At 47.4% G+C, this 14,946-nt stretch carries 10 protein-coding genes; 4 read left to right on the top strand and 6 right to left on the bottom strand.

The window, feature by feature from the left end:
• Positions 1–111 precede the first annotated feature (111 nt).
• Positions 112–333: a DUF2835 domain-containing protein gene (locus ABT58_RS12560; RefSeq protein WP_047874747.1), complete on the bottom strand. Its 222-nt coding sequence runs from the start codon at positions 331–333 to the stop codon at positions 112–114.
• 72 nt (positions 334–405) lie between these two features.
• On the bottom strand, positions 406–3,030 hold the full coding sequence (pepN, locus tag ABT58_RS12555) for an aminopeptidase N (RefSeq protein ID WP_047874746.1): 2,625 nt from the start codon (positions 3,028–3,030) through the stop codon (positions 406–408).
• Positions 3,031–3,517: 487 nt separating this feature from the next.
• Between pepN and pncB the strand changes: the two genes are divergently transcribed.
• Positions 3,518–4,717 carry a nicotinate phosphoribosyltransferase gene (pncB, locus tag ABT58_RS12550; RefSeq protein ID WP_047874745.1) on the top strand — a complete coding sequence of 400 codons (1,200 nt, stop codon included), beginning with the start codon at positions 3,518–3,520 and terminating at the stop codon, positions 4,715–4,717.
• 146 nt (positions 4,718–4,863) lie between these two features.
• Here the strand turns inward: pncB and ABT58_RS12545 are convergent, their stop codons facing one another.
• From ABT58_RS12545 to ABT58_RS12530, 4 genes are all read right to left on the bottom strand, one after another.
• Complete coding sequence (locus tag ABT58_RS12545; protein ID WP_047874744.1) at positions 4,864–5,526, bottom strand: lipocalin family protein; 663 nt, start codon at positions 5,524–5,526, stop codon at positions 4,864–4,866.
• Positions 5,527–5,784: 258 nt separating this feature from the next.
• Entirely contained in the window at positions 5,785–7,785 is a 2,001-nt protein-coding gene (gene prc / locus ABT58_RS12540; RefSeq protein ID WP_047874743.1) for a carboxy terminal-processing peptidase, read from the bottom strand.
• A gap of 17 nt (positions 7,786–7,802) precedes the next feature.
• On the bottom strand, positions 7,803–8,447 hold the full coding sequence (gene proQ / locus ABT58_RS12535; RefSeq protein WP_047874742.1) for an RNA chaperone ProQ: 645 nt from the start codon (positions 8,445–8,447) through the stop codon (positions 7,803–7,805).
• Between the two features lie 109 nt (positions 8,448–8,556).
• Positions 8,557–9,015: a GAF domain-containing protein gene (locus ABT58_RS12530; protein ID WP_047874741.1), complete on the bottom strand. Its 459-nt coding sequence runs from the start codon at positions 9,013–9,015 to the stop codon at positions 8,557–8,559.
• An 83-nt stretch (positions 9,016–9,098) separates the two neighbouring features.
• Here ABT58_RS12530 and ABT58_RS12525 point away from each other — a divergent pair, with 83 nt between their 5' ends.
• From ABT58_RS12525 to ABT58_RS12515, 3 genes are all read left to right on the top strand, one after another.
• Positions 9,099–10,952 carry an ABC transporter ATP-binding protein gene (locus tag ABT58_RS12525; protein WP_047874843.1) on the top strand — a complete coding sequence of 618 codons (1,854 nt, stop codon included), beginning with the start codon at positions 9,099–9,101 and terminating at the stop codon, positions 10,950–10,952.
• Positions 10,953–11,084: 132 nt separating this feature from the next.
• Positions 11,085–12,314 (top strand): paraquat-inducible protein A, encoded by a 1,230-nt coding sequence (locus tag ABT58_RS12520; RefSeq protein ID WP_047874740.1) that lies wholly within the window; start codon positions 11,085–11,087, stop codon positions 12,312–12,314.
• Positions 12,262–14,898 carry an MlaD family protein gene (locus tag ABT58_RS12515; RefSeq protein WP_047874739.1) on the top strand — a complete coding sequence of 879 codons (2,637 nt, stop codon included), beginning with the start codon at positions 12,262–12,264 and terminating at the stop codon, positions 14,896–14,898. Before ABT58_RS12520 ends, ABT58_RS12515 begins: the two co-directional genes overlap by 53 nt.
• Positions 14,899–14,946: the final 48 nt, after the last annotated feature.

The following is a 14,946-nucleotide window of genomic DNA, read 5'->3' as shown; positions in this document are numbered from 1 at the left end:
ATCTGACTCTAGGCTCATGGCTGGTATATATGATTTATCGTCTTGATGAAAATCAGCATACCTGCTCTTTGCTATCACTCACCGATAATGCGGTTTGGTACCTACTGCATATTACGCAATCTTTTCGATGCGCTGAAACTTGTTATTGGCATCCACATGCAATCTAAATCGACCATAGATCCCGCTATGCCCAAGGAACGGTCGCAGGCGCACAGCAGGTAATTGCAGCCTTAAACCACAATCGGTCATCAACACCACGTTACTGGCAGCACCAGAGTAATGATGTAAAAACTGCTGATAATTCACAGCCAAAGAAAACGTGTAGCTTTTCATTTTGTGTAACACTCAAGCAATATCAATAAAAAAGGCGAGCACATCGGCTCGCCCTCATTCTACGCTAACGGATTATAAATCCAGTGCTTTTTGTACTTTCTCGTACAGGTCTTTCGCCAGATTATCCAGCTGTGACAATCGCTCCAGCTCTGCACGCATCAGCGCTTGACGCGCTTCATCGTACTGACGGTATTTCAGGAACGGTTCAATCAAACGCGATGCCACTTGCGGATTACTGGTGTTCAGTTCTGTCAGAATTTCTGTCAGGAACTGGTAACCAGAACCGTCTTTCGCATGGAAACGTACCGGGTTCATACCACAGAAGCTCGCCACCAAACTGCGTGTGCGGTTCGGGTTCTTTAAGCTAAATGCCGCATGCTTCATGGTTTCGCGTACATTGCTCAACGCATTATCGGCCGGGTTCTTACCTTGCAGCATGAACCACTTGTCCATCACCAAACCGTCATGGGTCCACTTCTCACTGAAGTCGGCCATTTGGGCTGCACGACATGCTAGTTGCGCGTTGTTCGCAGCAGCCATGGCGGCCATGGTGTCAGTCATGTTATCTGATGCTTGGTACTGACTTTCAACCAGCGCATTACCCTGATCGGTGTTCGCCAGATAAGCCAGACACGTATTGCGCAGAGCACGTTTTGCCATGGCATCGTGATCAACACTGTACGCCGCTTGCGTCAGGCTGTGGTAAATCGCGCTGAACTCATCCTGCATTTCACGGGCAAAGGTGTTTTCCAACTCACCCACAACCTGATGAATCGCATCCACATCCACGGTTTTGTACCAACCGGCAATTTCGTTCTCGCTTGGTAGTGTCAACATTTCTGCGATGAAAGCAGGATCAAGATCCGCATCCAACAGCACACCACGGAAGGCATCAATCACTTCAGACGGAAGGGCAAACGCCTCGCCTTGCTGCACATTAGCAACATTTTGTTTGATGTACTTAGCCAGCAGCATTTGGCCGGCATCCCAACGAGCAAACTCGTTACGGGCATGTACCATCAAGAACGTCAGTTCCGCATCGCTGTAATCGTATTCCAAAATAACTGGCGCAGAGAATTCACGTAGCATGGAAATCACTGGTTGTTCAGTGACGTTTTCAAATTCAAATACATGCTCGGCATCAGTAATGTCCAGTACATGATGCACCGGCTTACCGTTACATTGTAACGCGATCACCTCACCCTGTGGGTTGTACAGCTCAATATCGAACGGAATATGCAGCGGCAGCTTATCTTCCTGCCCTGGTGTTGGCGGCGTATGCTGCTTCACTGTGACACGGTAACGGTTTGAATCGGCAAGGTATTCAGTCTCAACGTTCACCACTGGTGTACCTGCCTGGCTGTACCAACGACGGAAGCGCTCAAGGCTGATACCGGATGCATCTTCCATGGCTGCCACGAAATCATCACATGTCGCCGCTGTACCATCATGACGCTCAAAGTACAGTTTCATCCCCGCCTGGAACTTCGCTTCACCCAATAGGGTGTGCATCATTCGAATCACTTCACTGCCCTTTTCGTATACCGTCAGGGTGTAGAAGTTGTTCATCTCAATCACTTTTTCAGGACGAATTGGATGAGACATCGGGCCGCGATCTTCAGCAAACTGAGGACCACGCATGATACGTACATTGTTGATACGGTTAACCGGTCGTGAACCCAGATCAGAGGAGAATTCCTGATCACGGAATACCGTTAGACCTTCTTTCAGGCTCAGCTGGAACCAGTCTCGACACGTCACACGGTTACCGGTCCAGTTATGGAAGTATTCGTGGCCAATCACCGCTTCAATACCTTGGTAATCAGTATCGGTCGCCGTTTTTGGGTTCGCCAGTACGAACTTAGAGTTAAAGACGTTCAGGCCTTTGTTTTCCATCGCACCCATGTTGAAGAAATCAACGGCCACGATCATGTAAATATCCAGATCATACTCTAGGCCGAAACGCGCTTCGTCCCACTTCATCGAGTTGATCAGCGATGTCATCGCGTACTCAGCGCGGTCTAGGTTGCCTTTATCAACGTAGATTTCCAAGGCAACGTTACGACCACTGACGGTGGTGTACTGATCACGCAAGACATCAAAGTCACCGGCAACCAGTGCAAACAAGTAACTTGGTTTTGGGAACGGGTCTTCCCACAGTACCCAATGACGACCATTGTCCAGCTCACCGCTGTCAATACGGTTACCGTTACTCATCAGGAATGGGTATGCGGCTTTATCGGCAATCACTTTTGTCGTGAAACGTGCCAATACATCCGGGCGATCCAGGTAGTAAGTAATACGACGGAAACCTTCTGCTTCACACTGCGTACAGAATGCACCACCTGATTTGTACAAGCCCTCAAGCAAGGTATTCGCTTCAGGATTAATTTCGGTTTCAATCAACAGCTCGCACGTTTCTGGCAACTGGTTGATCGTCAGTGTGCTCTCGCCTTCTGTGAAATCCGTCCACGCTTGGCCATCGACTTCAACACGCACCAATGTCAGATCATCGCCATCCAGCACAAGAGACGTTGCTTCTGGATTCAAACGCTTCACTTTATGCACTGCCACCACACGGGTTGCGGTGTCCTGCAAATCAAACTCCAGCAGGATGTCAGTGATTGTGAAGTCAGGTGATTGGTAATCTGAACGGTACTTTGCCGTTGGCTGATTCATTGTTGGTTGTTCGGCCATGTTAATTCCTTCTTTTTTCCGCGCTGATCTTTACCTATTGGTATTGCGAGTCTGGTGCTCGCTGGCGGTTAATTCCATTAAACTGCCTTTAGGTAAGACAAACAAGTGTATCCGGTCAATTCCTGCCGTCACGCTATCGTTACGCGACTAATTGCTGAATATTCGGCCAAGCCCACAATTTTGCAGTCAATTTCTGCTCAATATTTGACTCAATGTGAGGCTTACTGACAGCGTTTCATTTTGACTATACTTAACGTGATAAGCAATAATGTTTATTTAAATGTTTATTTACAGAGAGATCATCGAACATACACAATGTTTACACTATTCCTCTCAAACACACTAAAATGCTTATCATGCTTGTTGTTAGTGTGATTTCAGCGTATGGTACGTGGCCTAAAAAATTCAACTTTTTGAAACATTTTGAGACGACGTACGCTCAAAATAAGGTAAAATCTCCGAATTGCTTAAAACAACCACATTAGCTATGAATCATTCTGGACACATTGGGATTATCGACTCCCTGCTTGATACCGATGCATATAAGCTACATATGCAGCAAGCAATTTATCATCAATACCCAAACACTGAAGCGGTTGCGGAATTCCATTGCCGAAGCGAGGAAGACCTACGTCCTTTTAGCCAAGAGATTCAAGACCATATTAACCGTCTTGCTGGCCTTTCGTTTAGCGAAGAAGAAATTGCGTACCTGTCTACGTTAAGTTTCTTTAAGGAAGATTTCCTTAACTACCTGAAAGACTTTCAACTTAACAGTGAACAAGTTGAAATTGATACCTCAGGTGACCAACTCGCTATTAAGATCACAGGTAAGTGGCTGGACATCATTTTATGGGAAGTCCCTTTACTGGCCATTATTTGTGAAGTGCGCTGCCAGCACACTTACCCAAATGCGTCTGTAGACGGTGCCATTGCGCAGCTACAGGAAAAGCTAGAACGCTTCTACCAGCGAGCCAACGAAGAAGGCATTGATCTGGATGCGTTTAGCCTTGTTGACTTCGGTACACGCCGCCGCTTCTCTAAAGAAGTTCACCAACACGTGGTGGATTACCTGAAAGCCAACGTGCCAGAATTTAAAGGCACATCAAACTACCATCTTGCTCGCACTCGCGAACTGACACCGGTAGGCACACAGGCGCATGAGTGGTTCCAGGCACATCAACAATTGTCTGGTGAATTGGCCGACTCACAACAACTGGCGCTGAACCGCTGGCTACAGGAATACCCAGATTCATTGGGCATTGCCCTCACCGACTGCATCAATATGGATGCTTTCCTGCGTGACTTTGACCTGCGCCTGTCTGAGCGTTTCATCGGTTTGCGTCATGACAGTGGTGATCCTATCGCTTGGGGTGAAAAAGCTATCGCTCATTACGAAGAACTGGGGATTGATCCTCGTACCAAATCTTTGGTGTTCTCTGATAGCCTGACGCTAGACAAAGCGCTGACCATTTATAAGCACTTTGCCCACCGCATTAACACCAGCTTTGGTATTGGTACGCAGTTAACCTGTGATCTGCCAGGCGTGAAAACACTGAACGTGGTATTAAAACTCACGGAATGTGAAGGCCGTCCAGTCGCAAAAATTTCTGATGAGCCGGGTAAGAGTATTTGCCGTGACGCCGAGTACCTGTCTCAGTTACGCACTGCATTTAAGATTGTGGGATAATTTCCCGCCTGCTTCATTGGAAGTAACAACACAAAAAGCGAGAGCCTAGACTCTCGCTTTTTTATTTCCTTTCATTGATGTATTCCGCTTTCTATTTCAATCTATTCCAATAAACGTTGATTAAGTCATCGACACGTTCTTATCACCTACTCTCTTACCATGATGGCTTCCATACCAAATTGCTTATTGGTTAATGTCAGCGTGTCGCTCCCTAATTGGAATTGGCTGTCATGCTGGCCGTCTTCGTAAATCAGAACAATGCGATCATCTTCGATGAAATAAATACCACGATGCTCAATCTTTTTTCCATTTTTGCCTGAAACTTCAGCAGAGAAAAGGAAATCAGGGCGTAATGAAATGGCGAGTTCAGAAACAGATTCCCCCACATCCTGGCCGGAAATTTGCGAAGAACGCCAGTTACCCGGTAAATTCTCTGGTGCCAGTTTGGTGAAGCGCGCGCCGTCTAGCATAAACTGGTTATAACTCAGCATATAACTGTGATGCTGTTCCGGCTGGTCATAAGAAGAAAAGGTAATCGTTGTTTCATCGATATCGTAGATACCATCCCATTCATCCACACTGCCATCCACTTGTAATAGGCGGATCACGAAACGGTAATTCGATTTGAATTTAATATTCATAGCACGGTAGCTGGCGCCTTCGCTTTGTACGCCTTCATCCGTATTACTGAACCAATACCAATCTCCTAGCAACAAAGGATAATCAAACTCTGTTAAGTCATTGGCACGCACAGCTGTACTTAATGACGTAAAAAAGAGGACTGCGGCAATCATCAATGACTTCATCATAGCGTTCTCCTTTGATGCGGATGGATAACCTACCTATTTATAACCCTAGCCCTCATTTCAGATTAATGATGAGAAATTAGATGAATATCACGACATTTAATTTTTCGTCTCACCTTTGAGACGCATTGTTTCATTTGATTTTGGAGCAGGTTTGCATTCTCGTGTCGATAAAGCACGTAATATCAAATGATAGACATAAAAAAACGGCATCCGAAGATGCCGTTGTTTCATCAGTAAATACTGTATTCGCTAAAGACGTTAGCTTTGTGCGCTCACTAAATCTGCCGTAATCGCGACAGCTTCATCCAAGTACGCATCAGGTGCTTCATAGTCTTTAGGCACATCATCCAGCGTTGCAAACGGTTTTTCACCCATTGCTTTTTGACGCTGGTTCAAACGCGCCAGACGATCCGCATCATCTTTGTCCTGCTCAGCAATACGCTGCTTCTCATTCAGAGAAACCGTGTTGATATCTTTTTCAGCTTTATAAAGAGTAATGTCCTCTTGGATAAAGCCAAATTCCATATCTTTGCTGATACGCGCATCATGCTTGGCTTTCAGGCCCGGCAAGATGCTGGAGTAGTTATACAACTTCTTGTAATCAGCCGCTTTAATGCTATCCCACGGTAGTGCGTTGTCTTCAACACTCTCACCGGTTTCAGACGGATCAACCGCTGATGGGAAAGACAGATCCGGTACTACACCGAGATTCTGCGTACTGCCGCCGTTAATGCGGTAGAACTTTTGAATGGTGTATTGTACGTGACCCAAAGGCTTATCAAACAGATCATAGATATGGTTCAGAGAACGGTGCTGCTGCACGGTACCTTTACCAAATGACTGCTCGCCCAGAATCACAGCACGGCCGTAATCTTGCATCGCTGCTGCAAAAATTTCAGACGCTGAAGCACTGTAACGGTTAACCAATACGGTGAGTGGGCCATCAAAGTAAACACGATCATCAGAATCGCCATTCACTTTTACACGACCATAACTGTCACGCACCTGTACAACCGGGCCGCTATTAATGAACAATCCGGTTAATGCGGTAGCCTCAGTCAGCGCACCACCACCGTTATTACGCAAGTCGATAACCACGCCATCCACTTGCTGATCATTCAGTTTCGCCAGCTCTTTTTTGGTATCTTCAGACAAACCGACATAGAAACTTGGAATTTCAATCACCCCAATTTTCTTGCCTTGAGACATTTTGACTTCAGACTTCGCTGCGCGGTCTTCTAAACGAATTTTGTCACGAACGATTGTGACGTCGTAACTTTTCGCGTTATTACCTTCTGGCAAGATTTCCAGCTTAACCTTACTGCCTTTAGGGCCTTTGATTAGCTGAACAACATCATCCAAACGCCAGCCGATGACATCAACCACGTCTTTGCCATCTTGTGCCACGCCAATAATGCGATCCCCTGCCGCCAACTTCTTCGATGCCGACGCCGGGCCACCAGCCACTAAAGAACGGATAACGGTGTAGTCATCCACCACTTGCAACACAGCACCAATCCCTTCCAATGAAAGATTCATTTCTGATTGGAATTGTTCTGCATTACGAGGAGACAAATAGCTTGTATGCGGGTCAACTTCACGCGCAAACGCATTCATGTAAATTTGAAATACGTCTTCGCTGTGACTTTGAGTCAGTCGTTTCAGGGCATTATTGTATCGCTTACCCAAAGTTTCCTTAATTTCAGCCGGTGTTTTACCCGCTAATTTCAGGTTTAGGGCATCGTACTTCACGCGTTTACGCCAAATTTCATTCAGCTCGTCGCGATCTTTTGCCCACGGCAATTCAGAGCGGTCAATCACCATCTCTTCATTGGTGTCAAAATTAATATCGCGGTCAAGCAACGTTAGCGCGTATTGATAACGATCGTAGCGACGTTTAAGCGCAGTGTTATAAATGTCGAACGCGGCAGATGTATCCCCTCTTTTAAGTTGATCATCTAATTGCGTTTCCCATTTTTCAAACTGCTTAATGTCTGAAGCGGTTAGGAAGCTTTTATTGAAGTCCAGCATTTCGATATAACGATCGAAGACACTGGCCGAGAAGGTATCATCAAGTGCAAACTGCTTATAATGCGAGCGAGTAAAACGTGACGCAACGCGTTTGCTCGCGGTTGCATGCTGTTTTTCAGGCGCTAGCTGCGGAATATCACTGACGGAATATTTTGCCTCTAGGGCTTGCGCTGAAGCTGCCAGCATCATGCCAGCAGCTATCAGTGAGAAACGGAATCGACAGTTCATGCGTCGAGCATTCTCCTTTACGAACGCAAGTGCTCCGCTTTAACTACCATGGTTAGACCATTTGATAGGCGAACTCGCACATCGTCCTTATTGATTTCAACGATAGTCGCCGGCATGTTTCCGTTGCCCATGTTTACACTAACGTTCTTGCCAACAACTACTTCTTCAGCAGTTAGTGCACGGGTCGTTTCTGCAGGCTTTTTATTTAGCTTAGTCGTTTTTGGCTTAGTGTTCTTAGGTTTAGCCGTTTTTGCACGTACTTTTTTCGCTTTTGCTTCGCCGTCATTGTTTGCAGCCGCTTTCGCATCCGCTTGCTCTTTACGACGTGCACGTACTTTCGCTTTGCTTTCTTCTAGCGCTTGCTTAGCGTGATCAACGTGTTCCTGCTCCAACACACCACATTCGTTGCCATCAAGGTCAACACGGTTTGCACCGGCTTTCACACCGTGAAGGTAACGCCAGGAAGAAGTGTATTGACGCAGAGCTGTACGCAACTGAGTTTTACTTACTTTAGGGTCTTCATTTAGGCGCTCAGCCAAATCTTGGAAGATACCAATCTTAAGAGGCTTAGCTTCACCTTCAACAGTAAAACAGTTTGGGAAACGCTCAGCAATGTAGGCAATGACTTCTTTACTGTTCGTTAGCTTTTCAGAGTTTTCCATGGACTTTCCTGACAAAAGCGAGTTACCTCGCCGTTAGTACTTTTAATCAAAAAGAAATTGTTCCGCTATTATAGTTACCTACCGCTGAAAAACCACAGAAAGCATTCAATTAGAGCCTTTTTTGTAGCTCACCAACCAAAGTCACTAAGCCCTCTTCGTCATATTGGCTAAATCTTGACAAAATTGGGCTATCAATATCCAGCACACCAAACGGTTTGCCATCAATGATCAGCGGGATCACAATTTCAGAATTACTGGCTGCGTCACACGCAATGTGGCCTTCAAAAGCATGCACATCCTCGACGCGTTGAACGGTACGGGTCGCAATGGCGGTACCACATACCCCTTTACCTACCGGAATACGTACACACGCCGGTTTTCCCTGGAACGGCCCTAACACTAACTCGTCATCTTTTAATAGATAAAAGCCAACCCAGTTAATCTCCTCTAACTCCATGGCCAACAACGCACTAATATTAGACATATTAGCGATGCGATCTGTTTCCCCCTCAATTAAAGCCACCGCCTGCTTAACAAGCGTATTGTAGTTTACAGATCGATTTTCCATGGCCTACTCCTTTTATAGCCGTTAGAATAGCGCCTCTATTAATAATAGGAATCATTATCATCGTGAAAGGCAGTACAAACCAAATGATTAACTGGTCTTGGTTGATAAAGCAAGCAAAACATCATCGACCGAGACTCATCGTTGCCAACCTCATCGCCATCGTCGCGACACTGATTAGTGTGCCGATTCCTCTCTTGATGCCCTTAATGGTGGATGAGATCCTGCTAGAACAACCTGCTGGTGGCATTACGTTTCTCAATCATTTTCTTCCGCAATCTTGGCAACAGCCTACCGCTTACATCTTATTAGTACTGCTGTTTGTTATCGTCATGCGCGTGGCCAGTCAGGCATTGAATATTCTGCAAAGTCGCCAGTTCACATTGGTGGCCAAAGACATGACCTACAACTTGCGCAAAATGATGATCGACAAACTGGGTCGTATCAGCATGCGTCAGTACGAGGAACGCGGCAGTGGCGGGATCACCTCTCATTTGGTCACCGACGTTGAAACCATTGATAAATTTGTAGGCGATACTCTCAGTCGCTTTTTGATTGGCCTACTGACAGTGATCGGCACCGCCGCTATTTTACTGTGGTTGAACTGGCAATTGGGTTTGTTCATTCTGCTGGTCAACCCGATTGTAGTTTACGCCTCTAAGCTGATGGGAAACCGTGTTAAGAACCTGAAAAAAATGGAAAATCAGGCTTTTGAACGTTTCCAGCAACGTTTAGTCGAAACCTTAGACGGGATTTATCAGCTGCGTGCGGCGAACCGTGAACGCGACTTTTTGAATCAACTGAAAGACAGCGCGGATAACATTCGTCACGATGCAGATAAATACGCCTGGCAATCTGAAGCAGCAGGCCGTATCTCCTTCTTAATGTTCTTAGTGGGCTTTGAACTGTTTCGTGCCATGGCCATGATCATGGTGTTGTTCTCTGATCTGACTGTGGGCCAAATGTTCGCCGTGTTCGGTTATCTGTGGTTCATGTTAGGCCCTGTGCAAGAACTGCTGGGGATTCAGTTTGCGTGGTACAGCGCTTCCGCCGCCATGCAGCGCCTTAATACCTTGTTGAGTATTGAAGAAGAAGTGCGTCCGGTACAAACCGTGGATCCATTCAAGGGGCATTCAGCCATCGATATTACCCTACAGGACATTCACTTCTCGTATGATGAAGATAAAGAAGTGCTTCGCGGACTGAATCTGGCTATTCCGGCCGGTAAACGCGTGGCGCTTGTCGGCTCCTCCGGCGGCGGTAAATCGACCCTTATCCAGCTCTTACTGGGGATTTATCAAAAAGATCGTGGCGACATTCTGATCAATGGCCATCCCATTGAAGCAGTCAGCTACGAAGCACTGCGCGAGAAAATGGCAGTGGTCCTACAACACCCTGTCCTCTTTAATGATACGATGCGTCACAACTTGACGTTAGGTAAAGCATTTTCCGACGAACAACTGTGGCAAGCCTTAGATATTGCCCAGATGTCAGATGTCACCCAGCGCCTTACGGACGGCTTAGACACAGAAATCGGCCGCCAAGGGATCAAACTGTCTGGCGGACAACGTCAGCGTTTGGCGATTGCCCGTATGGTGTTGGCAAACCCTGAATTTGTGATTTTGGATGAAGCCACCTCGGCGCTGGATACCGCAACCGAAGCGGCGCTGCATATGGCCCTGAACCAGTTTCTGGCGAATCGTACTACCTTGATTGTGGCGCACCGTTTATCTGCGGTAAAACAAGCGGATGTGATTTACGTACTGGAAGATGGCCAAGTCAGCCAGAGCGGTACGCATCACGAGTTGGTGAATACAGCAGGCCTCTATCAAACCCTGTATGGGTCGGTACAGTCTGCAGACTCTGTGACTCCCATTGAAAGTAAAAATGAAGGTGACAACGTCACTGAAGTAACGGTAGCCAGAGCAAATCTAAAATAATAATATAGCGTTCATTTCGGGGCTTCGTGGTATATTCCTTCGTTGCATATCGCAACAGAGGGGCCAGCGTAGCCCTCATTTATTTGCGCATAATTTTACTTACTTTTCCGTTTTATAAAGGATTTACCCGTCATGACCACTGCGAGACTATGCCCAGATTGCGATCTGCCAGTGTTGCCACAGGTCGCCGAAAACGGGCAAAGCGCGTATTGTCCCCGCTGTAATGCCCGACTGTATCGGGGTGGTTCTTTTCGGTTTTCCAGCGAGTTTGCCATTGCACTCGCCTGCTTAATCCTGATTGTTCCCGCACACCTTTTTCCCCTGATCACCATTCGCCTGTTTGGTGTGATGATCCCAGCGACCTTGCCATCAGGTACCTTAACCCTTGCCCCTGATTTTCCGGCTGTCGCCTTCCTCATCTTATTCTGCAGCTCCATCGCGCCATTATTGGTCTGTGGTTCAGTGCTCAGCGCCCAAATCGGGTTACGTTACCGTCGCTTTAATCTGTTCAGACGGTCTATGTGGATCGTTACGCATTTAAAACATTGGGCGATGTTCGATGTTTTCTTGGTGAGCTTGGGGATTTCCTGCTTCAAAGTGCAAGACTACGCCGATATCTTTGTCGGTCCAGGCTTGTATTGTCTGGTGATCCTGCAAGTGCTGATGGCGGTATTGCTTACTCGGGTCAGCGTAAGCCGTTACTGGGAAGCCTGGCAGCCGGAAACCACCCATACCGTGAATGAAGAGTCGTTACATTGTCACGAGTGTCACATGACCCAAGGGGAAAATGACCACTGTGTGCGTTGCGGCAGTGAATTACACAAGCGCCTTCCCCTGTCGATTCAAAAAACCTGGGCCTATTTGATTGCCGCCACGGTGTTCATTTTTCCGGCTAACCTGTACCCCATTTCGATTTTCCTCAATAACGGGAAACGCGCAGAAGACACCATTTTCTCGGGTGTTGCCCTGCTGGTAAAAACCGACATGCTCGGTATCGCCATTATTATCTTTGTCGCCAGTATTGTTGTGCCAGTGGCGAAGATTTTGGGCTTAGCGTACATCTTGCTGACGATTCAATTTAAACGCAGCATCAACCACCTTCAACGGATGAAGCTTTACCGCTTTATCCAAATGATCGGTAAATGGTCAATGATGGATTTATTCGTGATTTCCATCATGGTCACCTTGATTGACCGCGACCAAATACTGGACTTTACCCCCGGCCCCGGAGCGATTGCTTTCGGTGTCGTTGTGGTCTTAACCATGCTTGCAGCAGAAAGCTTAGATTCTCGTCTGATATGGGACAACTATGAACAACGGACTCAACCAACAACAACCCGAGCCTGTAAAAATAAGGCGTGATCGGGGGATCTCACCATTATGGATCCTGCCGGTTTTGGCGCTCATTCTGGCAGGTTGGCTTGTTTTTAAAGCAGTCAATGAAGCCGGTGAACGCATTAAAATTCACTTTAACGACGCGGCAGGTTTAGTCGCGGGGCGTACAACCATCCGCTACCAAGGTTTGGAAGTGGGTATTGTGCGCGATGTGAATCTCTCTACCGACTTAAAGAGTATCTACGTCGAGGCGGATATCTATCCCGAAGCTGTGCGTACCTTAAAACAAGGCAGCCAATTTTGGTTAGTAAAACCAAAAGCATCCATCACCGGTATTTCTGGCTTAGATGCCCTCGTCTCGGGTAACTACATTGCTCTGCAGCCTGGGCCTGGTAAGTTTGCCAATGAGTTTACCTCGCTGGATTCTCAACCGGCCGATACCCCTGTGGGTGAAGGGTTAAAGATCCAATTGCGCGCGCCGAACTTAGGCTCCATCAATATTGGCTCTCAAGTACTGTATAAGAAGATCCCTGTGGGTGAAGTGTACAACTACACCCTGAGCAACAACAAAAAACGCGTCGTGATCGATGTGCTGATCAAGCCGCAATACAGTGAACTGGTGACCAATAAAAGCCGTTTCTGGAATGTCAGCGGCATGAGCGCCAACATCGGTTTCAATGGTGTCGATGTACAGTTTGAAAGCCTGTCTGCCATGATTAGCGGTGCGATTGCGTTTGACTCGCCGGATGAAGGCTTGCCGATTGATCCTAACCACCTGTTCCGTCTGTATCCGGATTTGAACACCGCAGGTCGTGGTATCGCTATCAAGATTGAATTACCAGAAGGTAATAACATCAGTGCCAGCGGTGCCAGCGGTGCCCCTATCGTGTATCGCGGCCTGCAAATTGGTCAGATTTCCGATCTGCGTTTTGACGATACCCGTCAGAAAATCATTGCCCATGCCGCGATTGAGCCAAGCATGAGTGATTTGCTGACAACCGGCTCTCGCCTACTGTTGGAAGAGGCCGAGTTATCGCTTAACGGCGTGAAGAATATCGGTAACCTGATCCGTGGTAACTTCCTGACCCTGATCCCGGGTGACGGTGAAGCAACACGCCAGTTTGTGGCTATCAATCAAGACGAACTGCAAGAGCAGCAACCGGGTATCGCCAGCTTCGCGCTATACGCAGATGAAAGTTTCGGTATCAAACGCGGTACTAAACTGATGCACCGTGGCATTGAAGTCGGTCGCGTAAAATCCGTGAAGCTGGATGGTAAACATGTTCGCTTCAATGTGATTGTACGTCCGGAATACACCCAGCTCGTGCGCTCAAGCAGCCGCTTCTATATCGATGGCGGTATTCAGGCTAACCTGAGTGCGCAAGGATTGGATGTTTCTGTGCCACCGGCAGATCAACTGATCACACAAGCCATCAGCTTTACCAGCAATGGCAGTGCGAAAATTCAATCTCAGTACCCGCTGTATAAGAGCCGCCAATTAGCGACCTTAGCAGAAGAGAAAGCCCGTGGCTTTGGTACGGTGACACTGTATGCGGACGAACTGCCACCGGTATCGGAAGGCAGCCCGGTGTTGTACCGCAACATGCAGGTGGGTGAAGTGAAAAACTACGCCCTGTCACGTGACGGTGTCACAATTTCGCTGAACATTGAGAACCAATATCGCCATCTGATCACCCCCGATACCGTATTCTGGAACCGCTCAGGCGTGGAAGTGGATGCGGGGTTAGGCGGCGTGAAAATTAAAGCCGACCCACTTTCAACGTTGATCAAAGGCGGTATCGCATTTGATGACATGAAAGGGATCAGCAACCGTTCTGGCTCTCGCTATAAACTGTACGCGAGCTTTAATGACGCCAAAGACTTTGGTTTATTAATTTCATTAAAGGCGAAAGATGCGAAATCCATCGCCGTGAATACCGATATTCGCTACCAAGGCGTGAACGTAGGTAAAGTGGTGGAAACCACACCAGACTTCACCCAAGGCAATGTGATGGTGAAAGCCCGTTTGTTCCCGAAATATGCGGATTTACTGGCGAAAAATGACAGCTATTTCTGGGTGGTCACACCAAAAATTAGCCTAACCGGTGCCAAAGATTTAGATACCCTGCTGAGTAGCTACATCGCCGTGACACCAGGCAAAGGTACCTATTCACAAACCTTCACCTTAGGGACTGCTGAACTGGTAAATTCTGGCCTGACCGTGGTACTGGAAAGCGAAAATCGTGATTCCATTTCCGAAGGTACCCCACTGCTTTACCGCGATATTCAAGTCGGTCAGGTTGTTGATGTGGCACTGGGTGAACTGGCCGATCGCGTCATCATTAAAGCGCAGATCGAACAGGCCTACAGCCATCTGGTTCGTACCGATTCGGTGTTCTGGAATGTGTCTGGCGTGGATGTCACCATTGGTCTGACCGGGGCAAATGTACAAACCGGCACCGTCGACAGTTTACTGCGTGGCGGCATCGCCTTTGCGACGCCGGAAGAACAACCGCTGGCCCCTAAAGCCAAAGCCAACACCCATTTCTTGCTGCACCAAACGGTGGATCCGGAATGGAAAACCTGGCGCACGGCGATCCCGAAACATTGATCGTCAACAAGCCAAGAAAACAGCGATAAACATCGCCATAAGAATCGA

The organism is Photobacterium aphoticum, assembly GCF_001029435.1.
Taxonomy (GTDB): domain Bacteria; phylum Pseudomonadota; class Gammaproteobacteria; order Enterobacterales; family Vibrionaceae; genus Photobacterium; species Photobacterium aphoticum.
The sequence above is the reverse complement of the archived record's forward strand: the minus strand, read 5'-3'. Positions and strand labels throughout refer to the sequence as shown.

Excerpts from the sequence above, each read along its gene's own strand:
- ABT58_RS12530 (WP_047874741.1), bottom strand. The coding sequence starts at position 9,015 with ATGGAAAATCGATCTGTAAACTACAATACGCTTGTTAAGCAGGCGGTG.
- pncB (WP_047874745.1), top strand. The coding sequence starts at position 3,518 with ATGAATCATTCTGGACACATTGGGATTATCGACTCCCTGCTTGATACC.
- ABT58_RS12560 (WP_047874747.1), bottom strand. The coding sequence starts at position 333 with ATGAAAAGCTACACGTTTTCTTTGGCTGTGAATTATCAGCAGTTTTTA.
- pepN (WP_047874746.1), bottom strand. The coding sequence starts at position 3,030 with ATGGCCGAACAACCAACAATGAATCAGCCAACGGCAAAGTACCGTTCA.
- proQ (WP_047874742.1), bottom strand. The coding sequence starts at position 8,447 with ATGGAAAACTCTGAAAAGCTAACGAACAGTAAAGAAGTCATTGCCTAC.
- ABT58_RS12520 (WP_047874740.1), top strand. The coding sequence starts at position 11,085 with ATGACCACTGCGAGACTATGCCCAGATTGCGATCTGCCAGTGTTGCCA.
- ABT58_RS12515 (WP_047874739.1), top strand. The coding sequence starts at position 12,262 with ATGAACAACGGACTCAACCAACAACAACCCGAGCCTGTAAAAATAAGG.
- ABT58_RS12525 (WP_047874843.1), top strand. The coding sequence starts at position 9,099 with ATGATTAACTGGTCTTGGTTGATAAAGCAAGCAAAACATCATCGACCG.
- prc (WP_047874743.1), bottom strand. The coding sequence starts at position 7,785 with ATGAACTGTCGATTCCGTTTCTCACTGATAGCTGCTGGCATGATGCTG.
- ABT58_RS12545 (WP_047874744.1), bottom strand. The coding sequence starts at position 5,526 with ATGATGAAGTCATTGATGATTGCCGCAGTCCTCTTTTTTACGTCATTA.